The 24,342-nt window shown below is 61.4% G+C and carries 25 protein-coding genes; 16 read left to right on the top strand and 9 right to left on the bottom strand.

Annotated features, from left to right (window positions below):
• Positions 1 to 151: 151 nt before the first annotated feature.
• The 8 genes from metG (at position 152) to J4E58_RS11625 (ending at position 7,255) form a co-directional block, all read left to right on the top strand.
• Positions 152 to 2,203, top strand: coding sequence for a methionine--tRNA ligase (gene metG / locus J4E58_RS11660; protein WP_087090152.1), 2,052 nt, complete (start codon positions 152 to 154; stop codon positions 2,201 to 2,203).
• 132 nt (positions 2,204 to 2,335) lie between these two features.
• Positions 2,336 to 2,923, top strand: coding sequence for an Rnf-Nqr domain containing protein (locus tag J4E58_RS11655; RefSeq protein WP_087090150.1), 588 nt, complete (start codon positions 2,336 to 2,338; stop codon positions 2,921 to 2,923).
• A complete protein-coding gene (gene rsxB / locus J4E58_RS11650; RefSeq protein WP_087090148.1) occupies positions 2,920 to 4,140 on the top strand; it encodes an electron transport complex subunit RsxB in 1,221 nt (406 codons plus the stop codon). Before J4E58_RS11655 ends, rsxB begins: the two co-directional genes overlap by 4 nt.
• Positions 4,127 to 5,122: an RnfABCDGE type electron transport complex subunit D gene (locus J4E58_RS11645; RefSeq protein WP_087090146.1), complete on the top strand. Its 996-nt coding sequence runs from the start codon at positions 4,127 to 4,129 to the stop codon at positions 5,120 to 5,122. Before rsxB ends, J4E58_RS11645 begins: the two co-directional genes overlap by 14 nt.
• A complete protein-coding gene (locus J4E58_RS11640; protein ID WP_087090144.1) occupies positions 5,119 to 5,730 on the top strand; it encodes an RnfABCDGE type electron transport complex subunit G in 612 nt (203 codons plus the stop codon). The genes J4E58_RS11645 and J4E58_RS11640 overlap by 4 nt, the downstream gene beginning before the upstream one ends.
• A complete protein-coding gene (locus tag J4E58_RS11635) occupies positions 5,723 to 6,322 on the top strand; it encodes an Rnf-Nqr domain containing protein (protein ID WP_087090142.1) in 600 nt (199 codons plus the stop codon). The genes J4E58_RS11640 and J4E58_RS11635 overlap by 8 nt, the downstream gene beginning before the upstream one ends.
• 7 nt (positions 6,323 to 6,329) lie before the next feature.
• Positions 6,330 to 6,968, top strand: coding sequence for an endonuclease III (nth, locus tag J4E58_RS11630; RefSeq protein ID WP_007922445.1), 639 nt, complete (start codon positions 6,330 to 6,332; stop codon positions 6,966 to 6,968).
• A gap of 107 nt (positions 6,969 to 7,075) precedes the next feature.
• Entirely contained in the window at positions 7,076 to 7,255 is a 180-nt protein-coding gene (locus J4E58_RS11625; RefSeq protein WP_007922443.1) for a PA3496 family putative envelope integrity protein, read from the top strand.
• Between the two features lie 191 nt (positions 7,256 to 7,446).
• Here J4E58_RS11625 and J4E58_RS11620 read toward each other — a convergent pair whose 3' ends face one another.
• The 3 genes from J4E58_RS11620 to J4E58_RS11610 all read right to left on the bottom strand — a co-directional run bounded on the left by J4E58_RS11620 (position 7,447) and on the right by J4E58_RS11610 (position 10,678).
• Entirely contained in the window at positions 7,447 to 8,073 is a 627-nt protein-coding gene (locus J4E58_RS11620; protein ID WP_007922442.1) for a response regulator transcription factor, read from the bottom strand.
• Between the two features lie 349 nt (positions 8,074 to 8,422).
• Positions 8,423 to 9,640, bottom strand: coding sequence for an argininosuccinate synthase (locus J4E58_RS11615; RefSeq protein ID WP_009045364.1), 1,218 nt, complete (start codon positions 9,638 to 9,640; stop codon positions 8,423 to 8,425).
• A 129-nt stretch (positions 9,641 to 9,769) separates the two neighbouring features.
• Positions 9,770 to 10,678: an OmpA family protein gene (locus tag J4E58_RS11610; protein ID WP_087090140.1), complete on the bottom strand. Its 909-nt coding sequence runs from the start codon at positions 10,676 to 10,678 to the stop codon at positions 9,770 to 9,772.
• Between the two features lie 156 nt (positions 10,679 to 10,834).
• Here J4E58_RS11610 and pyrC point away from each other — a divergent pair, with 156 nt between their 5' ends.
• Entirely contained in the window at positions 10,835 to 11,881 is a 1,047-nt protein-coding gene (gene pyrC / locus J4E58_RS11605) for a dihydroorotase (RefSeq protein ID WP_087090138.1), read from the top strand.
• On the top strand, positions 11,878 to 12,552 hold the full coding sequence (gene rnt / locus J4E58_RS11600) for a ribonuclease T (RefSeq protein ID WP_007922434.1): 675 nt from the start codon (positions 11,878 to 11,880) through the stop codon (positions 12,550 to 12,552). Before pyrC ends, rnt begins: the two co-directional genes overlap by 4 nt.
• Positions 12,553 to 12,622: 70 nt before the next feature.
• Here rnt and J4E58_RS11595 read toward each other — a convergent pair whose 3' ends face one another.
• Entirely contained in the window at positions 12,623 to 13,225 is a 603-nt protein-coding gene (locus tag J4E58_RS11595) for a peroxiredoxin (RefSeq protein ID WP_007922432.1), read from the bottom strand.
• A 326-nt stretch (positions 13,226 to 13,551) separates the two neighbouring features.
• On the opposite strand from J4E58_RS11595, the gene J4E58_RS11590 reads away from it, so the two are divergent.
• Together J4E58_RS11590 and bfr are read left to right on the top strand one after the other, a co-directional pair.
• Positions 13,552 to 13,770 (top strand): bacterioferritin-associated ferredoxin, encoded by a 219-nt coding sequence (locus J4E58_RS11590; protein ID WP_007922430.1) that lies wholly within the window; start codon positions 13,552 to 13,554, stop codon positions 13,768 to 13,770.
• 201 nt (positions 13,771 to 13,971) lie between these two features.
• Positions 13,972 to 14,445, top strand: coding sequence for a bacterioferritin (gene bfr, locus J4E58_RS11585; protein WP_007922427.1), 474 nt, complete (start codon positions 13,972 to 13,974; stop codon positions 14,443 to 14,445).
• Positions 14,446 to 14,567: 122 nt separating this feature from the next.
• Here bfr and grxD read toward each other — a convergent pair whose 3' ends face one another.
• The 3 genes from grxD to J4E58_RS11570 form a co-directional block, all read right to left on the bottom strand.
• Positions 14,568 to 14,906, bottom strand: coding sequence for a Grx4 family monothiol glutaredoxin (grxD, locus tag J4E58_RS11580; protein WP_007922425.1), 339 nt, complete (start codon positions 14,904 to 14,906; stop codon positions 14,568 to 14,570).
• 96 nt (positions 14,907 to 15,002) lie between these two features.
• Positions 15,003 to 17,111 carry a molybdopterin oxidoreductase family protein gene (locus tag J4E58_RS11575; RefSeq protein WP_087090136.1) on the bottom strand — a complete coding sequence of 703 codons (2,109 nt, stop codon included), beginning with the start codon at positions 17,109 to 17,111 and terminating at the stop codon, positions 15,003 to 15,005.
• 126 nt (positions 17,112 to 17,237) lie between these two features.
• Positions 17,238 to 17,531, bottom strand: a complete 294-nt coding sequence (locus tag J4E58_RS11570; RefSeq protein WP_007922422.1) for a hypothetical protein — start codon at positions 17,529 to 17,531, stop codon at positions 17,238 to 17,240.
• 507 nt (positions 17,532 to 18,038) lie between these two features.
• Between J4E58_RS11570 and argF the strand changes: the two genes are divergently transcribed.
• A complete protein-coding gene (argF, locus tag J4E58_RS11565; RefSeq protein WP_087090134.1) occupies positions 18,039 to 18,959 on the top strand; it encodes an ornithine carbamoyltransferase in 921 nt (306 codons plus the stop codon).
• Positions 18,956 to 20,065 (top strand): ABC transporter ATP-binding protein, encoded by a 1,110-nt coding sequence (locus J4E58_RS11560; RefSeq protein ID WP_007922418.1) that lies wholly within the window; start codon positions 18,956 to 18,958, stop codon positions 20,063 to 20,065. The genes argF and J4E58_RS11560 overlap by 4 nt, the downstream gene beginning before the upstream one ends.
• A 43-nt stretch (positions 20,066 to 20,108) precedes the next feature.
• Here the strand turns inward: J4E58_RS11560 and J4E58_RS11555 are convergent, their stop codons facing one another.
• Together J4E58_RS11555 and ybaK are read right to left on the bottom strand one after the other, a co-directional pair.
• On the bottom strand, positions 20,109 to 20,891 hold the full coding sequence (locus J4E58_RS11555) for a PhzF family phenazine biosynthesis protein (RefSeq protein WP_087090132.1): 783 nt from the start codon (positions 20,889 to 20,891) through the stop codon (positions 20,109 to 20,111).
• A gap of 116 nt (positions 20,892 to 21,007) precedes the next feature.
• On the bottom strand, positions 21,008 to 21,478 hold the full coding sequence (ybaK, locus tag J4E58_RS11550; protein ID WP_007922416.1) for a Cys-tRNA(Pro) deacylase: 471 nt from the start codon (positions 21,476 to 21,478) through the stop codon (positions 21,008 to 21,010).
• A gap of 374 nt (positions 21,479 to 21,852) precedes the next feature.
• On the opposite strand from ybaK, the gene J4E58_RS11545 reads away from it, so the two are divergent.
• Together J4E58_RS11545 and glpK are read left to right on the top strand one after the other, a co-directional pair.
• Positions 21,853 to 22,704: an MIP/aquaporin family protein gene (locus J4E58_RS11545; protein ID WP_007922415.1), complete on the top strand. Its 852-nt coding sequence runs from the start codon at positions 21,853 to 21,855 to the stop codon at positions 22,702 to 22,704.
• Positions 22,705 to 22,782: 78 nt separating this feature from the next.
• Entirely contained in the window at positions 22,783 to 24,288 is a 1,506-nt protein-coding gene (gene glpK, locus J4E58_RS11540; RefSeq protein ID WP_009045375.1) for a glycerol kinase GlpK, read from the top strand.
• Positions 24,289 to 24,342 lie beyond the last annotated feature (54 nt).

Genomic DNA, 24,342 nt, shown 5'->3' with positions numbered 1-24,342 from the left:
CCTGTTCCGTGGCGTGGGCGGGATGCCAAAGCATCATATAGCACGCGCGCCGATGGCTACGACGGCCGTGGAAAACCGGGCTCACGGGGTGAAATATATTTCTCGGCGCTTTATAGTGGCCGACCTCCGTTTCATCAAGTAGCCGAGCCCCATGTCCGAGCCACGCAAGATCCTCGTCACCAGCGCCCTGCCCTATGCCAATGGTTCCATCCATCTTGGCCATATGCTTGAGTACATCCAGACCGATATGTGGGTGCGCTTCCAGAAGCATCGCGGCAACCAATGCATCTATGTCTGCGCGGACGACGCTCACGGCTCGGCCATCATGCTGCGCGCGGAAAAGGAAGGCATCACCCCGGAACAACTGATCGCCAACGTCCAGGCCGAACACAGCGCCGACTTTGCCGACTTCCTGGTGGACTTCGACAATTTCCACTCGACCCACGCCGAAGAAAACCGTGAGCTGTCGAGCCAGATCTACCTGAAGCTGCGCGACGCCGGGCACATCGCCACGCGCTCGATCACCCAGTATTTCGACCCGGAAAAACAAATGTTCCTGGCCGACCGCTTCATCAAGGGCACCTGCCCGAAATGCGGCACCGAGGACCAGTACGGCGACAACTGCGAAAAATGCGGCGCCACCTACGCGCCGACCGACCTGAAGGATCCGAAGTCGGCGATTTCCGGCGCCACCCCGGTGCTCAAGGATTCCCAGCACTTCTTCTTCAAGCTGCCGGACTTCCAGCAGATGCTGCAGCAATGGACCCGCAGCGGCACCCTGCAGGACGCCGTGGCGAACAAGATCGCCGAATGGCTGGATGTCGGCCTGCAGCAGTGGGACATTTCCCGCGACGCGCCGTATTTCGGCTTCGAGATCCCCGACGAGCCGGGCAAGTACTTCTACGTCTGGCTGGACGCGCCGATCGGCTACATGGCCAGCTTCAAGAACCTGTGCAACCGCACGCCGGAGCTGGACTTCGACGCGTTCTGGGGCAAGGACTCGACCGCCGAGCTGTACCACTTCATCGGCAAGGACATCGTCAACTTCCACGCGCTGTTCTGGCCCGCCATGCTCGAAGGCGCCGGCTACCGCAAGCCGACCGGCATCAACGTGCACGGCTACCTGACCGTCAACGGCCAGAAGATGTCCAAGTCCCGCGGCACCTTCATCAAGGCCCGGACCTACCTCGACCACCTGTCGCCGGAATACCTGCGTTACTACTACGCGGCCAAGCTGGGCCGCGGCGTCGACGACCTGGACCTGAACCTCGAAGACTTCGTGCAGAAGGTCAACTCCGACCTGGTGGGCAAGGTGGTGAACATTGCCAGCCGTTGCGCCGGCTTCATCCACAAAGGCAATGCCGGCGTGCTGGTGGACCAGAATGCCGCGCCGGAGCTGACCGACGCCTTCCTGGCGGCCGCGCCGAGCATCGCCGACGCCTATGAGGCTCGCGACTTCGCCCGCGCCATGCGTGAAATCATGGCCCTGGCCGACCGCGCCAACGCCTGGATCGCCGACAAGGCGCCGTGGTCGTTGAACAAGCAGGAAGGCAAGCAGGATGAAGTCCAGGCCATCTGCGCCACCGGCGTCAACCTGTTCCGCCAGCTGGTGATTTTCCTCAAGCCGGTGCTGCCGCTGCTGGCCACCGACGCCGAGGCGTTCCTCAATGTAGCCCCGCTGACCTGGAACGACCACCAGCACCTGCTGAGCAACCACCAGCTGAATGCATTCAAGCCGCTGATGACGCGGATCGACCCCGTGAAAGTACAAGCCATGACCGACGCCTCGAAAGAAGACCTGACCGCCAGCCAGACCGACACCGGTGAAGCCAAGCCTGCGGGCAACGGCGAGCTGGCCAAGGATCCGCTGTCGCCGGAAATCGACTTCGACACTTTTGCCGCCGTCGACCTGCGCGTGGCGTTGATCGTCAAGGCCGAGCATGTGGAAGGCGCCGACAAGCTGCTGCGCCTGACCCTGGATATCGGCGACGAGCAACGCAACGTGTTCTCCGGAATCAAGAGCGCTTACCCGGATCCGTCCAAGCTCGACGGTCGCCTGACCATGATGATCGCCAACCTCAAGCCCCGGAAAATGAAATTCGGCATCTCCGAAGGCATGGTGATGGCGGCCGGCCCTGGCGGCGAAGAGATCTACCTGCTGAGCCCGGACAGCGGCGCCAAGCCGGGCCAGCGGATCAAGTAACTCCGCTTGCGGGATCGATCCCCCCGTCGCGCCGCTGCGTGGCGGGGGGATTTTCATATCTGGATGGGCCTGCGCCCTTGCCGGATAATTGCCTAGTCTTCAGGTATCCGCCCGCCCTCACCGGCCACGAACATGACCGAGATTGTCCTCACGCTCATCAGCGCTGCCCTGATCAACAACTTCGTGTTGCAGTGGCCGCTGGGCGTCGATCCGCTGTTGCAGGCCAGTGCCGAGCCGCAGGTTGCGCGGCGGCGGATCCATGCCCTGGGGATCGCCACCAGCTGCCTGATGCTGCTCTGCAGCCTGCTGGGCTACGGGCTTTATCAGGCGCTGCTGGTGCCGCTGGGCCTGACCTCGCTGCAACTGTTCGTATTCCTGCCGCTGGGCGTGCTGCTGATCGCACCGCTGCTCAAGCTGCTGAGCCGGATGTTGCCCGGGCTGCCATTCGACGGCCTCTGGCCGCTGCTGCTGGGTAACGCCGGCGTGCTCGGCGCGTTGCTACTGGCAGTCCAGGCCAATCGCGGGCTCGGTCATGGCCTCGCCCTGGGCCTGGGTGCGGGCCTCGGTTTCTGGCTGGTGCTGAGCCTGTTCAGCGACCTGCGCCAGCGCATTCTCAACAACGATGTGCCCCTGCCCTTTCGCGGCCTGCCGATCGACCTGATCAGCGCCGGCCTGATGGCGGTGGCATTTCTCGGTTTCAACGGACTGCTCAACCCATGAGTCTGATTCAACGCATCGACGCCCTGCTGCCGCAGACCCAATGCGGCAAGTGCGGCCATCCCGGATGCAAGCCCTACGCCGAAGGCATCGCCAACGGCGAGGCGATCAACAAGTGCCCGCCCGGCGGCGACGAAACCATTGCCGGCCTGGCCAGGCTGCTGAATATCCCGGTCATGGAGCTGGACATCAGTCGCGGCCCGGCGCCGGCCCAGGTGGCCTTTATCCGCGAAGCCGAATGCATCGGCTGCACCAAGTGCATCCAGGCCTGCCCGGTGGATGCCATAGTCGGCGCGGCCAAGCAGATGCACACGGTGCTGATCGACGAATGCACCGGCTGCGATCTCTGCGTGGCGCCGTGCCCGGTGGACTGTATCGAGATGCATCCGCTGCCGCTGAATGACGTATTGCCGATCGTCGGCGGCCTGGCCACCGGTCTCGAAGAACTGCGTGCCCGGACCGCCAAACGCGATCACGCGCGCCAGCGCTTCGAGCGCCGCAATGCCCGGCTGCAACGCGAAGAACAGCACAAGCAGGCCGAACGGGCCGCCCGCGCGCAACGTGCGGCGCAGCCCAGTGAAACCAGCCTGGACCCGGTGCAGGCGGCCATCGAGCGGGTGCGCGCGCAAAAGGCGGCCGCCGCCGATGCCGCGGTGAAAAAAGCCAAGATCGATCTGGCGATGAGCCGGGCCCAGTTGAACAAATCGCTGAAAGCTTTCGGCCATCCGCCGACCTTCGAGCAACAGTCGCAACTGATCGTCCTGCAGCGCCAGTTCGAGGCCGCCGAGCAAGCGCTCGCGCAGCTGGAAGGCGCTGTCGAAACCACCGTCGAAACCGTGGCCTCAGCGCCCCCGGCCAAAGACGCCGAGCTCAAGCGCGCAAAAATCCAGCTGGCAATGCGCCGCGCGGAATTGAAAAAGGCCCAGGCCAACCAGGCGCCTGCCGAGCAACTGGCCAGTCTGCAGCAGGCACTGAAAGACGCAGAACAAGCCTTGCACGCGACCGAAGAAGCCAGCGGAAAACCGGCGCCCAATCTGGTGCGAGTCGAAAAACGCCCGATCGACGCCCGCCTGCGGCAACTGAAAACCGAACTGGCTTACGCGCGGGCAGAAGTCAGCAAGCTGGAGCGTCACAGCGACACCCCGCCACCACTGTTGGCCAAGGCCCGCGAGCGACTGGCCGAAGCCGAGCGCCAGGTACAAGCCCATGACGCCCCTTGAGCAACCGGACGAACGCCTGCGACAAGCCATGCAGCGTGTGCTTCTGGCGACCCTGCCGGGGCTGCTGGCGCTCTTCTGGCTGTTTGGCTGGGGAATTCTGATCAACCTGCTGCTGGCCTGTGTCACCGCCCTTGCCGTCGAAGCCGCGGTGCTGCGATTGCGCCAGTGGCCATTGCGTCCTTTCCTTGGCGATGGCAGTGCCCTGGTCAGCGCCACCTTGCTGGCCCTGGCCTTGCCGCCGTATTGCCCGTGGTGGCTGACAGTCAGCGCGGCCGCTTGTGCCTTGCTGTTCGGCAAGCACCTGTATGGTGGCGTCGGCAAGAATCCGTTCAACCCGGCGATGCTCGGTTATGCCCTGGTGCTGGTCTCTTTCCCCCAGCAGATGACTCATTGGCCAGCCTCCCATGGCCTTGACCTGCTGGGCGGCCTGCAGCAGATCTTCGGCATAGCCCTCGACAGCACGGCGCCCGATGCCTGGGCCCAGGCCACGGCACTCGACAGCCTGCGCATCAACAAGAGCCTGACCATCGATGAACTGTTCGCCGGCAATGCCGCCTTCGGCCATTTCGGCGGCAAGGGCGTGGAATGGGTCAACCTGGCCTTTCTCGCCGGCGGCGCCTTTTTGCTGCAGCAACGGGTGTTCAGCTGGCACGCCCCGGCCGGCATGCTCGGCAGCCTGTTCGTCATCAGCCTGCTGTGCTGGAACGGTTCCGGGTCGGACTCCCACGGCTCGCCGTTTTTCCACCTGCTGAGCGGCGCGACCATGCTTGGCGCCTTTTTTATCGTCACCGAGCCGGTCTCCGGCCCGAGGAACGCAAAGGCACGCCTGCTGTTCGGCGTCGGCGTCGGCCTGCTGACTTACCTGATCCGCACCTGGGGCGGTTACCCGGACGGTGTCGCCTTCGCCGTACTGCTGATGAACCTCGCCGTCCCCGCCCTGGAGCGCCTGGCTGCTCCGCCTCCCGAGCCTTCCCTGCCATGAACCGCGCAACGAGTCTGGGAGTGTTGGCACTGCTGGCGGCTGTCGGCGCCACTGGCACTTTCTTCGTCCAGCAGACGACGGCTCCCCGCATCGAGCGCGAACAGCGCGCCATCCAGGCACGCAACCTGCTGGATCTCCTGCCCGTCGGCAGCTACGACAATCAGCCGCTGGATCAGCCGCTGGCCATCGATAACATCCAGCTCAGCCACAGCACCCTGCTCGCCGGTTATCGCGCCACGCGCAACGGCCAACCCAGCGCTGTGCTGCTGCGCAGCCAGGTCAGCGGTTATGGCGGCCCGATCGAGCTGCTGATCGGCATCGCCGCCAACGGCAAACTGCTGGGCAGCAAGGCTCTGCGGCATTCGGAAACGCCCGGCCTGGGCGCGCGCATCGCCGAGCGCCCGAATGCCTGGCTACAGGGTTTTATCGGCAAGTCACTGGGTGACCCGGGCGACGCCGGCTGGGCGCTGAAAAAAGACCATGGCCAATTCGACCAGATGGCCGGGGCCACCATCACCTCACGGGCGGTGGTCGAGGGGATTCACGACAGCCTGCGCTACTTCGACGAGCACCGCGAACAACTGCTGGGAAGTCCCGCCCATGAATAAATCCTCGACCCTGCAGAACGCCCTGATGCTCGCGCCGCTGATCGGCGCCAGCGACTCACTGGTCAAGGCCCTGGGGCTGGCACTGGTATTTCTCTGTGTGAGCGCGGTATTCGGCCTGTGCATGAATGCCCTGCGCCCGCGCCTGGCTGGCCAGAGCCGCCTGGGCGCCAGTATCCTGCTCAGCGCCACGCTCACCAGTTGTGCCATGCTGGCCGCGCAAGCCTGGGCGTTCGAACTGCAACAACAGTTGGCCCTCTACCTGGGCCTGATTGCCGTGCAATGCGTAGTGCTGGAGTACCAGGATTTTTTCCAGCGTCCCGTGCGCTTGCGTTTCGCCGGCCTGTTCTGCCTGCTGCTGATTATCCTGGGTGCACTGCGCGAAGCCTTCGGCAGTGGCTCGATCGGCAATCATCTGCAATGGCTGCTGGGGACGAACGACGTCGACTGGCCAGGCTGGGTTCTGACCGCCCAGGGTGGCGTGCACCTGCTTACACTCGCACCTGGCGGTTTTATCCTGCTGGGGCTGTTGCTGGCCGCCAGGCAAGCCTGGGCCGCTTCTACGACCTCACACCGACCGCCTTCAAGGAAATGACTCACCCATGAATGCCGCAAAACGCCTGGAAATTTTCCGCAGGCTGCACGAAGACAATCCGGAACCGAAAACCGAACTGGCCTATTCGTCGCCCTTCGAGCTGCTGATTGCCGTGATCCTTTCGGCCCAGTCCACCGATGTCGGGGTCAACAAGGCGACGGCCAAGCTCTTCCCCGTGGCCAATACGCCGGCCGCCATCTATGCCCTGGGCGTCGAAGGCCTGTCCGAGTACATCAAGACCATCGGCCTGTACAACAGCAAGGCCAAAAACGTGATCGAGACCTGCCGCCTGCTGGTGGAGCGGCACAACAGCGAAGTCCCGCAGACCCGGGAAGAGCTCGAAGCCCTGCCAGGCGTCGGCAGGAAGACCGCCAACGTGGTACTCAACACGGCTTTCCGCCAACTGACCATGGCCGTCGATACGCACATCTTCCGGGTCAGCAACCGCACAGGGCTGGCCCCTGGAAAGAATGTCGTGGAGGTCGAAAAGAAACTGATGAAATTCGTGCCCAAGGAGTATCTCCTCGACTCCCATCACTGGCTGATCCTCCATGGCCGCTATGTGTGCCTGGCCCGCAAGCCGCGCTGTGGAAGCTGCCGGATCGAGGACCTGTGCGAATACAAGCACAAGACCTCTGACGATTGAGCAATCATTGATTTTGATGATAGGTCGATTGAAAAAATCTTTTTTACCAGTCCCGAGAATATCGATATAAGGAGCGCCAATGGCAGTCTTAGCCTGGAGTTAACCTTATGAGTACTGGCAAAGAACAACTGGACGTAGAAGACGACTTCACCCCTGTTGAAACAGAAGATGCAGAGCCTGTGGTAGAGGTGGCCAAGACCAACTTGAGCAAACGTCGGACCATCGACAACCTTCTGGAAGAGCGGCGCTTGCAAAAGCAACTGGCCGATTACGACTTTGATCTTTAGTAACAAAAAGCCTCCTTTGACGGAGGCTTTTTTGTTACACCAGCCAACATTTCAAGTCGCTTCTTTTCAAACCACGCCATGCGCGGCTGAGGGATCCAACATCACCGACAGACCGGCAAGCCCGCAACGCAATGAACGCTCGCAAAAGCCGCTGTTTTTCCCTCCCGTGCCTTGTTGTAGCGCCTCAACCTTCATACCAGCTGATGGCGCTTGGCAAACTCGATCAGGTCCACCAGCGAGCGGGCGTTGAGTTTCCCCAACAGCCGCCTTTTGTAGGTGCTCACCGTTTTACTGCTCAAGCACAGGCCCTCGGCAATCTCCTTGTTGGTTTGCCCACCGGCGAGTTGCTTCAGGACCATCAACTCTCGACCCGACAGGCTGGACAACATCCCCTCCTCGCTGGCGATGCCCAGGCTCGAGCGCAGGGTATGCAAGGCTTCATTGGGAAAATAACTGTAGCCGGCCAGGACTGCCCTGACGGCACTGATCAATTCAGTGATGTCCTGCTGCTTGCACACATAACCCGCCGCACCAGCCTGCATGCAGCGCATGGAGAAAGGCCCAGGTACTTGCAGGCTCAATACCAGCACTTTGGTCGACATGGCTTTTGACGAAAGTCTGGCGATAACTTCCAGGCCATCGAGTTTGGGAATACCAATATCAAGAATAAGGATGTCTGGAACATGTTCATAAGACAGTTTCAGGGCATCCATGCCATTGTCCGCCTCGGCAACTACTTCAAAGCCGTGCCGCTCCATCAGCATGCGCACAGCCAGACGAGTGACGGGATGATCATCTACGATCAAAACTTTCTTCATGGGTAAGTCCAGAGTCCGCTATTGGTTTTTCAAGCAAACACCATAACCCAGTCATTTGGCCCGTGGCATGGCCATGCCCTGGGCCAGCATCGCCCCGAGAAGTTCCTTACAAACAATACGGATTTGCCCTACAAGGAAAAATTGAACGTCGCCCCCTATATATAACTACTCCTGACTTTCCTACACTTCGTATTGAAAAGAACAGACTGAAAGATAGTCGAGATCCCATTGAAACAATGGCCAGTGGAAACTTTTAGTTATGGTCTCCAGACACCCGCTTGATCGATTAAAACATCAGGCATAAAAAAGCCCCGCTCATGGCGGGGCTCTTTTAAAACGACTCAAGGCATCAGAACAGAGTTCGACCCTTGTTGGCCGCAATACGCATGCGCAGGGCATTGAGCTTGATGAAGCCAGCCGCATCCGCCTGGTTGTAGGCGCCGCCGTCTTCTTCGAAGGTCGCAATGTTGGCATCGAACAGCGACTCATCGGACTTGCGACCGGTGACGATCACATTGCCCTTGTACAGCTTCAGGCGAACCACGCCGTTCACGTGGGCCTGGGAGGCGTCGATCATCTGTTGCAGCATCAGACGCTCAGGGCTCCACCAGTAGCCGGTGTAGATCAGGCTGGCGTACTTGGGCATCAGCTCGTCTTTGAGGTGAGCAACTTCACGATCCAGGGTGATCGATTCGATCGCCCGGTGAGCGCGCAGCATGATGGTGCCGCCAGGGGTTTCGTAGCAGCCGCGGGACTTCATGCCGACATAGCGGTTTTCCACGATGTCCAGACGACCGATGCCGTTTTCACCGCCGATGCGGTTCAGGGTCGCCAGCACGGTGGCCGGGGTCATCTCGACGCCGTCGATCGCCACGATGTCGCCGTTGCGGTAGGTCAGCTCGATGTAGGTCGGGGTGTTGGGAGCCTTCTCCGGGGAGACGGTCCAGCGCCACATGTCTTCTTCGTGCTCGGTCCAGGTGTCTTCCAGCACGCCGCCTTCATAGGAGATGTGCAGCAGGTTGGCATCCATCGAGTACGGGGATTTCTTCTTGCCGTGACGCTCGATCGGGATCGCGTGCTTCTCGGCATAGTCCATCAGCTTCTCGCGGGACAGCAGGTCCCACTCACGCCAGGGAGCAATCACTTTCACCCCTGGTTTCAAGGCGTAGGCGCCCAGCTCGAAACGAACCTGGTCGTTGCCCTTGCCGGTAGCGCCGTGGGAAATGGCGTCGGCACCGGTTTCGTTGGCGATCTCGATCAGGCGCTTGGCGATCAACGGACGAGCGATGGAGGTACCCAGCAGGTACTCACCTTCGTAAACGGTGTTGGCGCGGAACATCGGGAAAACGAAATCGCGGACGAACTCTTCGCGCAGATCGTCGATGTAGATCTCTTTCACGCCCATGGCTTGCGCCTTGGCACGTGCAGGTTCGACCTCTTCGCCCTGACCCAGGTCAGCGGTGAACGTCACCACTTCACAGTTATAAGTATCCTGCAGCCACTTGAGGATCACCGAAGTGTCCAGGCCGCCGGAATACGCCAGAACGACCTTGTTTACGTCCGCCATGCCATCACTCCACGGGGTTCTACGGAAAGCCGTCAAGTCTACCGATCAACGCGGATAATTTACAGAGGCGCGACAGCTTATGACGACGAAGCGACAGATTATGTCGAGTGCGCGACGACGACAGCCGTTTCAGGAAGTCGCCGCGGCATTGGCGGGGGCAGCAGCCTGGGGTACCGGTTTTTCCGCGACCGGGACACGTTGCAGCTGTACGTTGACCCGACGATTCTTCGCCCGGTTCGCCGCATTGGTGTTGGGCGCCAACGGGTAGCGCTCACCGTGGAAACGCATCTCGATCTGCGACTCGGGAATGCCATTGGCCTTGAAGAACTCCATCACCGCCAGCGCCCGGCGCCGCGACAGGTCACGGTTGGTCAAGCGGTTGCCGCTGTTGTCCGAATGGCCATCGAGCTGGATGTGATTGACCGTCGGATCGGCCTTGAGAAACTCGAGCATCACCTGCAGCCTGGCCTTGGCTTTCGCGTCCAGGTCGATGCCGCCCCCGGGGAAGCCGACCTCGGATTGCCTGACCTGATCGAAATTCTTCGGCAGCAACTTGGCGACACAGCGTTGGTAGTCGCCATACGCCTTGCTGAACTTGACCGGCAACAAGCGCACCTCGGACACCCCACCCTCGCGGGAGTAGTGGCGAACCACCGGGCTGCGCCCATCCATCAATCCACCGATCAGTCGCCCGGCCTGCAGTTGCGAGCTGTTGAACAGCACATCGCCGCTGCCGAGCCGTACCGAACCCAGGTTGATGTCGCCCCGTCCCGGCTGCCACGGCGCGGCCGCCGCGAGCAGCGTGGCCGAACCGCCAGCGAGCATCGGGTTGTAGGCCTTGAGGCGAAAGGTCGCCTGCTCGCCGGCGCGACGCACGAACTCCCCGGAACCGAAATCGGTGATCGGCTGGCTCAGACGGCACTCGAATTTATCGCCTTCGACCGTCCACTCAATGCTCTCCAGACGGGTCTGGAAAGTCAGCGCCATCGCGGGAAGGCAGGCGAACACACTGAGCAAGGCTAGATAACGCTGGCGCACGGGAGGCTCCACTGACTTGTACATCACGAAAATCGAAATGCCTGTTTACGGCATACCTTCGGGATATCGGAAGCTTCACGCAAAACTTGATAGCGAGTGCCTGGAAGAGTCTTTTCCGGTAGCATTCACTGGAGTTTGACCCGCCTGGAATCCCCAATGTCCGACCGCCTGACCCTGCTGCGTCCCGACGACTGGCATATTCATCTTCGCGATGGTGCCGTGTTGACCAATACTGTCGCGGATGTCGCGCGCACCTTTGGCCGCGCCATCATCATGCCTAACCTGGTACCTCCAGTGCGCAACGCCGCTGAAGCCGATGCCTATCGCCAGCGCATTCTCGCTGCGCGGCCGGCCGGCAGCCGCTTCGAGCCGCTGATGGTGCTCTACCTTACCGATCGCACCCAGCCCGAAGAAGTTCGCGCGGCCAAGGCCAGTGGTTTCGTCCATGCCGCCAAGCTCTACCCGGCCGGTGCGACCACCAACTCGGACTCGGGCGTCACCAGCATCGACAAGATCTTCCCGGCGCTGGAGGCCATGGCCGAAGTCGGCCTGCCGCTGCTGATCCACGGTGAAGTCACCCGCGGTGAAGTCGACGTGTTCGACCGCGAGAAGCTGTTCATCGACGAGCACATGCGCCGTGTCGTCGAGCGCTTTCCGACGCTCAAGGTGGTGTTCGAACACATCACCACCCGTGACGCCGTGCAGTTCGTCAACGAGGCCTCGGCCAACGTTGGCGCGACCATCACCGCCCATCACCTGCTGTACAACCGCAACCACATGCTGGTTGGCGGCATTCGCCCGCACTTCTATTGCCTGCCGATTCTCAAGCGCAACGTGCACCAGGAAGCGCTGCTCGACGCTGCCGCCAGCGGCAACCAGAAGTTCTTCCTCGGCACCGACTCCGCCCCCCACGCCCAGCATGCCAAAGAAGCGGCCTGCGGCTGTGCCGGCTGCTACACCGCCTATGCCGCGATCGAGTTGTACGCCGAAGCCTTCGAACAGCGCAACGCGCTGGACAAGCTGGAAGCCTTTGCCAGCCTCAACGGCCCACGCTTCTACGGCCTGCCGGCCAACACCGATCGCATCACCCTGGTTCGTGAAGAATGGACCGCCCCTGCCAGCCTGCCTTTCGGCGAGCTGACCGTCATCCCGCTGCGCGCCGGTGAAAAACTGCGCTGGCGCCTGCTGGAGGAACACGCGTGAGTGAAGACCATTTCGACGACGAGCAGGACGGTCACAACGGTGGTGGCTCGCGTCATCCAATGGCGGCACGCTTTCGTGGTTACCTGCCGGTAGTCGTCGACGTTGAAACCGGTGGTTTCAACTCGGCCACCGACGCCTTGCTGGAAATTGCCGCGACCATCATCGGCATGGACGAAAAGGGCTTCGTGTTCCCCGAGCACACCCTGTTTTTCCGCGTAGAGCCTTTCGAAGGCGCCAACATCGAGGCCGCGGCGCTGGAGTTCACCGGGATCAAGCTCGACCATCCACTGCGCATGGCCGTCAGTGAAGAAACCGCGCTGAACGATATCTTCCGCAGCGTGCGCAAGGCCCTGAAGGCCAACGGCTGCAAGCGCGCGATCCTGGTCGGGCACAACAGCAGCTTCGACCTGGGCTTCCTCAACGCGGCTGTCGCGCGCCTGGACATGAAACGCAACCCGTTTCATCCGTTCTCCAGCTTCGACACCGCGACGCTTGCCGGCCTGGCTTATGGCCAAACCGTGCTGGCCAAGGCGTGCCAGGCTGCCGATATCGACTTCGATGGCCGTGAGGCGCACTCCGCCCGCTACGACACCGAGAAGACTGCCGACCTGTTCTGCGGCATCGTCAATCGCTGGAAGGAAATGGGCGGCTGGCAAGACTTCAACGACTGATACCGTCGCTGAACGACCGCGCATAAAAAAACCGGCCCTGGGGCCGGTTTTTTTATGCGTGAAGCGCGGCTTACAGCTTGCCGGCGTTCTCGCTCAGGTAAGCAGCAACGCCTTCTGGCGAAGCAGTCATACCCTTGTCGCCTTTCTTCCAGTTGGCCGGGCAAACTTCGCCGTGCTCTTCGTGGAACTGCAGAGCGTCGACCAGACGGATCAGCTCTTCCATGTTACGACCCAGCGGCAGGTCGTTGACGATCTGCGAACGAACGACACCTTTGTCGTCGATCAGGAACGCGCCACGGAAAGCCACGCCGCCTTCGGACTCAACGTCGTAGGCCTTGGCGATGTCGTGCTTCATGTCGGCAGCCATGATGTACTGGACCTGACCAATGCCACCGGCATTGATCGGGGTGTTGCGCCAGGCGTTGTGGGTGAAGTGCGAGTCGATCGAAACAGCGATCACTTCAACGTTGCGTGCCTTGAAGTCAGCCATACGGTGGTCCAGGGCGATCAGCTCGGACGGGCAGACGAAGGTGAAGTCCAGCGGGTAGAAGAACACCAGGCCGTATTTGCCTTTGATGGCCGAGGACAGGGTGAAGCTGTCGACGATTTCGCCATTGCCGAGAACGGCGGGAACGGTGAAGTCAGGGGCTTGTTTGCCTACGAGTACGCTCATTGGATATCTCCTGGTGTGATCGAATGAAGAATGAGATCCAGCCCAGTTTGCCGCCGCCAAGCGACAGCCCTGTGACTCGATCCCGCTTCGTAAGGACCGCACATCATACACCGCGTTTTTGAGCTGTCCTTAGTGGTTTTTCCATCCCCTGGGTTCAGGCCGCAAAAAAGCCGCCCTGCTGGACAGCTTGTCACCCGTGCTAGAAAAAACCGTTCGTCTGCCAGATACGCATCTGGCAAAAAGCCCCAGGAAACCACTTTGACAATCATTCTCGTTAACATTAAGATCCGTCGCATTGAGCCATAACCAGCGACGGTTCTCACCTTATGTATGTCTGCCTCTGCACTGGCGTCACCGACGGACAAATCCGCGATGCAATCTACGACGGTTGCTGCAGCTATCGTGAAGTACGCCAAGCGACCGGCGTGGCCAGTCAATGTGGCAAATGTGCCTGTCTCGCCAAGCAGGTGGTACGTGAAACCCTGACCGAACTGCAAAGCAGCCAGCCAGCGATTCCTTACCCAGTAGAATTTAATGTTGCGTAATTAACGCCATTTAAAAGAGCCGGACTTCATGTCCGGCTTTTTTATGCCTGTAATTCAATTGCTTAGCGTCAAAACGCGGAACACAAACATTCTTATTCCGATTAATTTTCATATATTATTCAACAACTTAGGTTTGACACTAATCATCGTGCGGCTCAGACTCTGCCTTATATACCGCTAATTACAGGGCAGGACCCCATCATGAAAGGCGACGTCACAGTCATCCAGCATCTCAACAAGATCCTTGCCAATGAACTGGTCGCGATCAATCAGTACTTCCTGCACGCACGCATGTATGAAGACTGGGGCCTGAACAAGCTGGGCAAGCACGAATACCACGAGTCCATCGACGAGATGAAGCATGCGGACAAGCTGATCAAGCGCATCCTCTTCCTCGAAGGCCTGCCGAACGTCCAGGACCTGGGCAAGCTGCACATCGGCGAACACACCAAGGAAATGCTCGAGTGCGACCTGCGCATCGAGCGTACCGGCCACGCCGACCTGAAAGCCGCCATCGCCCATTGCGAATCGGTCGGCGACTTCGGTAGCCGCGAGCTGCTGGAAGACATCCTGGAATCGGAAGAAGAACATATCGACTGGCTGGAAACCCAACTGGGCCTGATCGATAAAGTCGGCCTGGAGAACTACCTGCAATCGCAGATGGGCGACGAGTAACTCCCCTCAAGGTTCAGCCCATGAAAAAGCCCCGCCTCTCTCACGAGGGCGGGGCTTTTTATTGCGTGGATAAATCCACACAACCCGGCAGGAGCGAACTTGTCGCTCCTACCAGGGGCAAATCAGGCTTCGGTCTTGGCAGCGGCTTTTTCAGCGGCGGCCTTGATCAGGGTCTGCAACTCACCATTGGCGAACATCTCAGCCATGATGTCGCTGCCGCCGACCAGTTCGCCGGCTACCCACAGTTGCGGGAAAGTAGGCCAGTTGGCGTATTTAGGCAGGTTGGCGCGGATTTCCGGGTTCTGCAGGATGTCCACGTAAGCGAACTTCTCACCACACCCCATCACGGCCTGAGCGGCTTTCGCGGAGAAGCCACACTGCGGGGCATTCGGCGAGCCTTTCATGTAAAGCAGAATGGTGTTGTTGGCAATCTGCTCTTTAATAGTTTCGATGATATCCATGGAGCACCTCGGCTGAACTTTCCGACTCTGTTGTCGACACGGTGGCGCATTGTAACGGAAAGCCGAGCGCCATGCTCGGCCTCTCCGACAGACTCCTCAGGCCGCCTCCACCGTCACCGGCACGCCATTGAGCGCCGCATTGCCCGATAGCTCGTCCAGCTGACGCTCGTCGGTCAGGTCATTGGCACTCGACCCGGGTTGGGCCATGGCGATGCTCATCTGCACCCCCGGCCGACCATGCCCCCAGCCATGGGGCAGGCTGACCACCCCGGGCATCATCTCGCTGCTGGCAAGGACTTCCACCTCGATCGCCCCGACCCGCGAACTGACCCGCACGCGCTGTCCGTCAGTCAGCCCTCGCCGGGCCAGATCATCGGGATTCATCAGCAACTGGTGCCGTGGCTTGCCCTTCACCAACCGATGGTAGTTGTGCATCCACGAATTATTACTGCGTACATGGCGCCGGCCGATCATCACCAGCTCATCCGCTGCCGGAGCCCGCAACGCGGCAAAGCGCTCGAGGTCCGCCATGATCGCCGCGGGAGCGGCCTGTACCCGACGGTTCTCGGTTTTCAGGCGCGCTGCCAGGTTGGGTTTGAGTGGCCCCAGGTCGATCCCGTGGGGGTGGTCGGCCAGCGTCGCCACCGACAGATTGAACTCGGACGCCTCGCCATACCGCCCTGCGCGCAGCCCCCTGTCGATCATCTGCGCCGGCGGCACGGTCGGCTTGAGCTCCTTGTCGGTCCGCGCGGCGAAGGCCCTGGCCAGGCCGACGAAGATTTCCCAGTCATGCAGCGCGCCTTCCGGCTTGGGCAGGATCGCCCGGTTGAAACGGCTGACATTGCGCACCGCGAACATATTGAACGTGGTGTCGTAGTGATCGTTCTCCAGGGCCGAGGTCGATGGCAGGATCAGGTCCGCATAACGGGTGGTTTCGTTGATGTACAGGTCGATACTGAGCATGAACTCCAGGCCATCCAGCGCCTGCTCCAGCTGCCGTCCATTGGGAGTGGAGAGCACCGGATTGCCGGCCACCGTGATCAGCGCCCGTACCTGCCCTTCGCCTGCGGTCAGCATTTCTTCGGCCAGGGCCGAGACCGGCAGTTCGCCGCCATATTCAGGGCGTCCGGAAACCCGGCTTTGCCAGGCATTGAAGTGCCCGCCCGAAGTCGCCGCCACCAGATCCACCGCCGGCTCGGTGCACAGGGCGCCGCCGACCCGGTCGAGGTTACCGGTCACCAGGTTGAGCAGTTGCACCAGCCAATGGCAGAGGGTACCGAACGACTGGGTGGACACGCCCATCCGGCCATAACACACCGCCCTGTCCGCTGCGGCGAAGTCGCGCGCCAACTGGCGGATCTGCTGCGCCGGCACCGAACACAAAGGACTCATGGCTTCGGCACTGAAACGGGAAATGGCCTCACGCACCTCGGCCAGGCCGTCCACCGGCAGATGGCTGTCACGCGTCAGCCCCTGCGCGAAAATCGTATGCAGCATACCGAACAGCAGCGCCACATCACCGCCGGGACGGACAAACACATGCTGGTCGGCCATGACCGCCGTCTCGCTGCGCCGTGGGTCGACCACCACCACTTTGCCGCCTCGCGCCTGGATCGCCTTCAGGCGCTTCTCCACGTCCGGCACGGTCATGATGCTGCCGTTGGACGCCAGCGGGTTGCCGCCCAGGATCAGCATGAAATCAGTGTTATCGATATCCGGGATCGGCAGCAGCAACCCATGGCCATACATCAGGTAGCTGCTCAAGTGCTGCGGTAATTGGTCCACCGAGGTGGCGGAAAAGCGGTTCTGGGTTTTCAGCAGGCCGAGGAAATAGTTGCTGTGGGTCATCAACCCATAGTTGTGCACGCTGGGATTGCCCTGATAGACCGCCACCGCATGGTTGCCGTGCCGCTCCTGGATCGCCGCCAGGCGCTCGGCCACCAGTTTGAAGGCCTCGTCCCACTCGATCGCCTGCCAATCGCCGCCGACCCTGCGCATGGGCTGGCGCAGCCGGTCCGGGTCGTTCTGGATGTCCTGCAGCGCCACCGCCTTGGGGCAGATATGGCCGCGGCTGAAACTGTCCTGGGCATCGCCCTTGATCGAGGTGATCTGCGGGCCGGCGCCGTCGACTTCAGTGGTTTCGATGGTCAAGCCGCAGATGGCTTCACACAGGTGGCAGGCACGGTGATGGAGAGTCTTGGTCATGGCCAGTCTCTATTTTATTCGGGGCGGCCAGCGTCAGGCCGCGGGAACAAAACTATGGTGCCAGACCGGCATCAGCACCAGAGACGTTCGTCTTGTGAATCGGCAAGCATCAAGCCAGCCGATGACTCAGTTGGAGGGCAGCCTCGGTGGATCGTCCTGCCGGGCGATCGGCGTCATGCCGTCCATCGGCGCCTCACCGCCCTGCACCCCGCTGAATTCGGCAAGCAGCCGCCAATGCTCATCGAGATTGCTGCTGATGGTCAGCATGCGCTCGATCATCTGTCGCGCGGCGTTGCGCGTGGTGCTGTCCTCGCTGCGTAGCAACTCGAAGGACATCGAGGTGATCGATGCCGTCAGGTCGGTCAGGGTTCGCGTCGTCAACCCCAACAGTGTCTTCAGTTGCTGTTCTTTCGAATCCATTCCAAGCACTTCCCTGTTGCCGGTGCGCATTTATAACCCCAGCCTTTTGCCTGAGGAAATATTTCTGCCGAGATCCCCTGCCGCGAGCCTTTCCATTTCCCGCCCTGCTCGAAGTGCCCAAGAGCCAGGCAGAGAAAAACCCAGCCCGCGCCAGCCATATGCCTGATAGCGGCATGCGCCACGAGGCGCGTTGCAAAGCGGCCAAGGCGCAGTGTACAAATGCTGCTGCGGACCTATGCAAAGTGGATTGACTCCACATCCGACTGGGCCCATCTGAACATGCTGTAAAACGTCACGAATGGCCCACTTTTTTGGCCCAGGCCACTCGCTGCAAGTGGTGAAAGCCTTAGAAACCAAGCCTGCTATTGGTAAGACGCGACATTTAATTATAAGATCGCGCCTTCCCCTATTTCGTCGCCCCGTGCGGCTTTCGCCGCAGGTCTCGCCCGTTTCTCGATAAAACAAGGCTTTGAGTATCTGCGGTCTGTTGCAAAAAGGTAGTTAATGATGAGCGCAAGGCACTTTCTCTCCCTGATGGATTGCACGCCCGAAGAGCTGGTCAGCGTGATTCGTCGAGGCATCGAGCTGAAGGACCTGCGTAACCGCGGCGTACTCTTCGAGCCTCTGAAAAACCGCGTTCTCGGGATGATTTTCGAGAAGTCGTCTACCCGCACCCGCCTGTCCTTCGAAGCCGGCATGATCCAGCTCGGCGGCCAGGCAATCTTCCTGTCCCCGCGCGACACCCAACTGGGTCGCGGCGAGCCGATCAGCGACTGCGCCATCGTCATGTCGCGCATGCTCGACGCGGTGATGATCCGTACCTTTGCCCACAGCACCCTGACCGAGTTCGCGGCCAACTCCCGCGTACCGGTGATCAACGGCCTGTCCGACGACCTGCACCCGTGCCAGTTGCTGGCCGACATGCAAACCTTCCTCGAACACCGCGGCTCGATGCAGGGCAAAACCGTGGCCTGGATCGGCGACGGCAACAACATGTGCAACAGCTATATAGAAGCGGCGATCCAGTTCGACTTCCAACTGCGCATCGCCTGCCCTGAAGGCTACGACCCCAACCCTGAATTCGTCGCCCGCGCCGGCGACCGGGTGAGCATCGTGCGCGATCCGCAAGACGCGGTGATCGGCGCCCACCTGGTGAGCACCGATGTCTGGACCTCCATGGGCCAGGAAGAAGAAACCGCCCTGCGCCTCAAGCTGTTCGCGCCGTTCCAGGTCAATCGCGCGCTGCTCGACCTGGCCGCCGAAGACGTGCTGTTCATGCACTGCCTGCCCGCCCACCGCGGCGAAGAAATCAGCCTCGACCTGCTGGACGATCCACGCTCCGTGGCGTGGGACCAGGCAGAAAACCGTCTCCACGCACAAAAGGCCCTGCTCGAGTTTCTGGTCGAGCCGGCGTACCACCACGCATGAGCCAGCCATTACTGCTTAACCTGCGCAATCTCGCCTGCGGCTACCAGGACCAACGGGTCGTGCAGAACCTCAACCTGCACCTCAACGCCGGCGATATCGGTTGCCTGCTTGGCTCCTCCGGCTGCGGCAAGACCACCACCCTGCGCGCGATTGCCGGTTTCGAGCCGGTGCACGAAGGTGAAATCCAGCTGGCCGGCGAAACCATCTCCCGCGCCGGCTTCACCCTGGCGCCGGAGCGCCGGCGGATCGGCATGGTGTTCCAGGACTACGCCCTGTTCCCGCACCTGAGCGTGGCGGACAACATTGCCTTCGGCATCCGCAAGCACCCGCAGAAGAACCGGGTGGTCGAGGAACTGCTGGAACTGGTCAACCTGAAGAACCTCGGCAAGCGTTTCCCTCATGAGCTGTCCGGCGGCCAGCAACAGCGCGTCGCACTGGCCCGGGCCCTGGCGCCGGAGCCGCAGTTGCTGCTGCTCGACGAACCCTTTTCCAACCTCGATGGCGAACTGCGGCGCAAGCTCAGTCACGAAGTGCGCGACATCCTCAAGGCGCGGGGCACCAGTGCGATTCTGGTGACCCACGACCAGGAAGAAGCCTTCGCCGTCAGCGATCACGTCGGAGTGTTCAAGGAAGGCCGCTTGGAGCAATGGGACACGCCGTACAACCTCTATCACGAACCGTTGACGCCGTTCGTGGCGAGCTTTATCGGCCAGGGCTACTTCATTCGCGGCCAGCTGGACAGCCCGGAATCGGTGCAAACCGAACTCGGCGTACTGCGCGGCAACCGTGCCTACACCTGGCCGCCCGGCGGCGCGGTGGATGTACTGCTACGCCCGGACGACATCGTTTATGCACCGGACAGCGACCTCAAGGCGCGGATCGTTGGCAAGAGTTTCCAGGGCGCGTCGACCCTGTACCGCCTACAACTGCCGACCGGCAGCCAGCTCGAGTCGATCTTCCCAAGCCATGCCGATCATCTGATAGGCGCTGACGTCGGAATCCGCGTCGCCGCCGAACACCTGGTGCTGTTCCAGGCCTCCGGCAGCACCGCGGCGCAGCTGCCACAGGCTGAATCGGGCGTTCGCCGCTACAGCAGCGCCCACTGATCCAGCGGATACCGCAGGCGCCGCTCAACCGGCGCCTGCGCTTTCAATCCAGGAACAGCTTGCCACTGGCCACCAGCGTCGCCTGCCCGCCAATCTTCACCCGCTCCCCTTCCAGCCGACAGAACAACGCCCCTCCGCGCTTCGAGCATTGATAAGCCGTCAGGCTCGTCTTGCCCAGGCGTTCGGCCCAGTACGGAATCAGGGCGCAGTGGGTCGAGCCGGTAACCGGGTCTTCGTTGATGCCAATGGCCGGCGCGAAATAGCGCGAGACAAAATCATGCTGGCTGCCCTGCGCGGTCACGATCGCGCCAGGCCAGGGCAGCTTGGCCAGCGCCGCCATGTCCGGCTGACAGTCGAGCACCGCTTGCTCGGACTCCAGCACCGCGAACAACTCGTTAGCCCCCAGTAACGCCACGACCCTCGTGCCCAAAGCGCACTCCAGTTGCTCGCGGCCATCGATCGCGCGCGGCGCGCGAACCGGGAAATCCAGCCAAAGCTGCGCATCTTCGCGACTGACGCTCAAGGAGCCAGACTGGCAGATGAAGTCGATACGCGGCCCCGGCTCGCCATAAATCTCGAACAGCACGTGGGCGCTGGCGAGGGTGGCATGGCCGCACAAGGCGATTTCGGTGGTCGGGGTAAACCAGCGGATACGCCAGCCTTGAGGCTCGCGCACGACAAAAGCGGTCTCCGCCAGGTTGTGCTCGGCGGCGATGTTCTGCATCAACTCATCGGCCGGCCAGGCCGGCAGTCGATAGACCATCGCCGGGTTGCCGCTGAACGGACGATCGCTGAACGCGTCGACCTGATGAAACTCAAGCTGCATAAACATCTCTCCTTGAACATGCCGCGCAAGCATGAGGCTGCCCGTCCAGGCGCCGACAGCCACAGAGAAAGTTATTTTTTGCCATACAGCGCCGATACTTATCGGCGCACTGGCGGTCAGTCGCGCCCGATATCGGCGAATGCCGCCTGGGTGTGCTCGGCCAGCACGGCGGCCGAGAGTTCGACCTCAAGCCCACGCCGACCGGCGCTGACGAAGATGCTGGGAAAAGGTTGCGCACTGTTATCGATAAAGGTGCGCAGGCGCTTTTTCTGGCCCAGGGGGCTGATCCCGCCCAGCAGGTAACCGGTCGCTCGCTGCGCCGCAGCCGGGTCGGCCATCTCGGCTTTTTTCACCCCCGCCGCGTGCGCCAGGGCCTTGAGGTCGAGACTTCCGACGACCGGCACCACGGCCACCAGCAATTCGCCCTTTTCACTGCTGGCCAGCAGCGTCTTGAACACCTGCGCCGGGTCGAGGCCGAGCTTCTCCGCCGCCTCCAGACCATAGGAGGCCGCCTTCGGGTCATGTTCATAACTGTGCACCCGATGTTCGGCGCGAACTTTTTTCAGCAGATCCAGTGCAGGGGTCATAGCAACTCCATAGGCAGGGAAAAGAACACCGGCGATTCTAGGATATCCGCCAGCAAAAGGCTCTATTCCAAGGCCCATACCTCAGTCCCGGCAGCCGCCGGCACCAGGCTGGCCGCGCCTTTTGCGCAAAACCCATGCGCTTCCCGCAGGATCATTCACATGACTGATAGTTATAAAATGACTAATGGTTCACTTTCGACCTTTGACAGTAATGTTTCTTGTCTATATTTTTTCGTTTGCGAATATCATGTGGTAGATCCAACAGCCGTACCCAGCAGTAAGCCGCGTCCAGGATGGGGATCCTGCCGACGGTGAAAATCGCGCTCGGCGCCCTTCACGCCAGTGCCAGACAACAACAAAAACCGAGGTTTTCCATGACAACTGCGTTACAACAACCGTCGCTCTCCGGCCAGTGCATGGCCGAGTTCCTGGGTACAGCCTTGTTGATCTTCTTCGGTACTGGCTGCGTCGCCGCGCTCAAGGTCGCGGGCGCCAGCTTCGGCCTGTGGGAAATCAGCGTCATCTGGGGGATCGGCGTGAGCATGGCGATCTACCTCACCGCCGGCGTTTCCGGCGCGCACCTCAACCCCGCGGTCAGCATCGCGCTGTGCATCTTTGCCGACTTCGAGAAACGCAAACTGCCGTTCTACATCGTCTCCCAGATCGCCGGCGCCTTCTGCGCGGCGCTACTGGTCTACACGCTGTACAGCAACCTGTTCTTCGATTACGAACAAGCCCACCAGATGGTCCGCGGCTCCCAGGCCAGCCTTGAACTGGCGTCGGTATTCTCCACCTATCCCAACCCGGCGCTGTCCACCGCCCAGGCGTTCCTGGTCGAAGTGGTGATTACCGCGATCCTGATGGGCGTGATCATGTCCCTGACCGACGACAACAACGGCTTGCCGCGCGGCCCGATGGCGCCGCTGCTGATCGGCCTGCTGATCGCCGTGATCGGCAGCGCGATGGGGCCGCTGACTGGTTTCGCGATGAACCCGGCACGGGATTTTGGCCCTAAACTGATGACATTCTTCATGGGTTGGGGCGAGGTTTCCTTTACCGGCGGCCGCGACATTCCGTACTTCCTGGTTCCGATCTTCGCGCCGATTATCGGTGCCTGCCTCGGCGCCGTGGCTTACCGCGGGCTGATTGCCCGCCACCTGCCAACCGTCGCCCCTGCTCCAACGGATGCCGAAAAAGCCATTGACGGCAAAGTAAGAACTTCTTGAAACCGGCGGCGCAAGGTCCTGCCCAACCCCGACCTGCGCCTCTTGCCCACTTCCTTATTTTTGTCCAAGGCAATCGACATGACCGACATTCAGAATAAGAACTACATCATTGCCCTCGATCAGGGTACGACCAGCTCGCGCGCGATCATTTTCGATCGCGACGCCAACGTTGTGTGCACCGCCCAGCGCGAATTCGTCCAGCATTACCCGCAAGCCGGCTGGGTCGAACACGACCCGATGGAAATCTTCGCCACCCAGAGCGCGGTGATGGTCGAGGCCCTGGCGCAAGCCGGCCTGCACCATGACCAGGTCGCCGCCATCGGCATCACCAACCAGCGTGAAACCACCGTGGTCTGGGACAAGACCACCGGCCGGCCGATCTACAACGCCATCGTCTGGCAGTGCCGCCGCAGCACCGAAATCTGCCAGCAGCTCAAGCGTGACGGCCTGGAAGAGTACATCCGCGACACCACCGGCCTGGTCACCGACCCGTATTTCTCCGGCACCAAACTGAAGTGGATCCTCGACAACGTCGAAGGCAGCCGCGAACGCGCGCGCAACGGCGAACTGCTGTTCGGCACCGTCGACAGCTGGCTGATCTGGAAATTCACCGGCGGCAAGACCCACGTCACCGACTACACCAACGCCTCGCGCACCATGCTCTTCAACATCCACACCCTGGAGTGGGATGCGAAGATGCTGGAAGTGCTGGATATCCCGCGGGAAATGCTGCCGCAAGTGAAGTCATCCTCGGAAATCTACGGCCGCACCAAAAGTGGCATCGCCATCGGCGGTATCGCCGGCGACCAGCAGGCGGCGCTGTTCGGCCAGATGTGCGTCGAGCCGGGCCAGGCGAAGAACACCTACGGCACTGGCTGCTTCCTGCTGATGAACACCGGCGACAAGGCAGTCAAGTCCAAGCACGGCATGCTCACCACCATCGCCTGCGGCCCTCGCGGCGAAGTGGCTTACGCCCTGGAAGGCGCGGTGTTCAACGGTGGTTCCACCGTGCAGTGGCTGCGGGACGAACTGAAGATCATCAATGACGCCCACGACACCGAATACTTCGCCAGCAAGGTCAAGGACAGCAACGGCGTGTACCTGGTCCCGGCCTTCACCGGCCTGGGCGCTCCGTACTGGGACCCCTACGCCCGTGGCGCGCTGTTCGGCCTGACCCGTGGCGTGCGCGTGGACCACATCATCCGCGCCGCGCTGGAATCGATCGCCTACCAGACCCGCGACGTCCTCGACGCCATGCAGCAGGACTCCGGCGAACGCCTCAAGGCCCTGCGCGTGGACGGCGGCGCGGTGGCCAACAACTTCCTCATGCAGTTCCAGGCCGACATCCTCGGCACCCAGGTCGAGCGCCCGCAAATGCGCGAAACCACGGCCCTGGGCGCGGCCTACCTGGCTGGCCTGGCCTGCGGCTTCTGGGGCAGCCTGGAAGAGCTGCGCGGCAAGGCGGTGATCGAGCGTGAGTTCGAACCACAGCTGGCCGAAACCGAGAAGGAAAAGCTCTACGCCGGCTGGAAAAAAGCCGTCAGCCGCACCCGCGACTGGGAACCGCACGAAGGCGCTGAATAAGCCAAGTCGCGGATTCGTATCGGGTGGCCGATCGGGTGAAAACGTAGCGAGCGA

Source organism: Pseudomonas sp. FW305-25 (assembly GCF_017351415.1).
GTDB lineage: Bacteria > Pseudomonadota > Gammaproteobacteria > Pseudomonadales > Pseudomonadaceae > Aquipseudomonas > Aquipseudomonas chlororaphis.
This window is presented reverse-complemented; position numbering and strand designations above follow the sequence as displayed.

What these genes read in the sequence shown, in the direction of transcription:
- ybaK (WP_007922416.1), bottom strand. Translation starts at nt 21,478, where the DNA reads ATGACCCCTGCACTGGATCTGCTGAAAAAAGTTCGCGCCGAACATCGG.
- J4E58_RS11615 (WP_009045364.1), bottom strand. Translation starts at nt 9,640, where the DNA reads ATGGCGGACGTAAACAAGGTCGTTCTGGCGTATTCCGGCGGCCTGGAC.
- J4E58_RS11620 (WP_007922442.1), bottom strand. Translation starts at nt 8,073, where the DNA reads ATGAAGAAAGTTTTGATCGTAGATGATCATCCCGTCACTCGTCTGGCT.
- bfr (WP_007922427.1), top strand. Translation starts at nt 13,972, where the DNA reads ATGAAAGGCGACGTCACAGTCATCCAGCATCTCAACAAGATCCTTGCC.
- J4E58_RS11655 (WP_087090150.1), top strand. Translation starts at nt 2,336, where the DNA reads ATGACCGAGATTGTCCTCACGCTCATCAGCGCTGCCCTGATCAACAAC.
- glpK (WP_009045375.1), top strand. Translation starts at nt 22,783, where the DNA reads ATGACCGACATTCAGAATAAGAACTACATCATTGCCCTCGATCAGGGT.
- J4E58_RS11645 (WP_087090146.1), top strand. Translation starts at nt 4,127, where the DNA reads ATGACGCCCCTTGAGCAACCGGACGAACGCCTGCGACAAGCCATGCAG.
- pyrC (WP_087090138.1), top strand. Translation starts at nt 10,835, where the DNA reads ATGTCCGACCGCCTGACCCTGCTGCGTCCCGACGACTGGCATATTCAT.
- J4E58_RS11560 (WP_007922418.1), top strand. Translation starts at nt 18,956, where the DNA reads ATGAGCCAGCCATTACTGCTTAACCTGCGCAATCTCGCCTGCGGCTAC.
- nth (WP_007922445.1), top strand. Translation starts at nt 6,330, where the DNA reads ATGAATGCCGCAAAACGCCTGGAAATTTTCCGCAGGCTGCACGAAGAC.
- J4E58_RS11590 (WP_007922430.1), top strand. Translation starts at nt 13,552, where the DNA reads ATGTATGTCTGCCTCTGCACTGGCGTCACCGACGGACAAATCCGCGAT.
- J4E58_RS11625 (WP_007922443.1), top strand. Translation starts at nt 7,076, where the DNA reads ATGAGTACTGGCAAAGAACAACTGGACGTAGAAGACGACTTCACCCCT.
- argF (WP_087090134.1), top strand. Translation starts at nt 18,039, where the DNA reads ATGAGCGCAAGGCACTTTCTCTCCCTGATGGATTGCACGCCCGAAGAG.
- J4E58_RS11635 (WP_087090142.1), top strand. Translation starts at nt 5,723, where the DNA reads ATGAATAAATCCTCGACCCTGCAGAACGCCCTGATGCTCGCGCCGCTG.
- J4E58_RS11545 (WP_007922415.1), top strand. Translation starts at nt 21,853, where the DNA reads ATGACAACTGCGTTACAACAACCGTCGCTCTCCGGCCAGTGCATGGCC.
- J4E58_RS11595 (WP_007922432.1), bottom strand. Translation starts at nt 13,225, where the DNA reads ATGAGCGTACTCGTAGGCAAACAAGCCCCTGACTTCACCGTTCCCGCC.
- J4E58_RS11570 (WP_007922422.1), bottom strand. Translation starts at nt 17,531, where the DNA reads ATGGATTCGAAAGAACAGCAACTGAAGACACTGTTGGGGTTGACGACG.
- J4E58_RS11555 (WP_087090132.1), bottom strand. Translation starts at nt 20,891, where the DNA reads ATGCAGCTTGAGTTTCATCAGGTCGACGCGTTCAGCGATCGTCCGTTC.
- J4E58_RS11575 (WP_087090136.1), bottom strand. Translation starts at nt 17,111, where the DNA reads ATGACCAAGACTCTCCATCACCGTGCCTGCCACCTGTGTGAAGCCATC.
- grxD (WP_007922425.1), bottom strand. Translation starts at nt 14,906, where the DNA reads ATGGATATCATCGAAACTATTAAAGAGCAGATTGCCAACAACACCATT.
- rsxB (WP_087090148.1), top strand. Translation starts at nt 2,920, where the DNA reads ATGAGTCTGATTCAACGCATCGACGCCCTGCTGCCGCAGACCCAATGC.
- metG (WP_087090152.1), top strand. Translation starts at nt 152, where the DNA reads ATGTCCGAGCCACGCAAGATCCTCGTCACCAGCGCCCTGCCCTATGCC.
- J4E58_RS11640 (WP_087090144.1), top strand. Translation starts at nt 5,119, where the DNA reads ATGAACCGCGCAACGAGTCTGGGAGTGTTGGCACTGCTGGCGGCTGTC.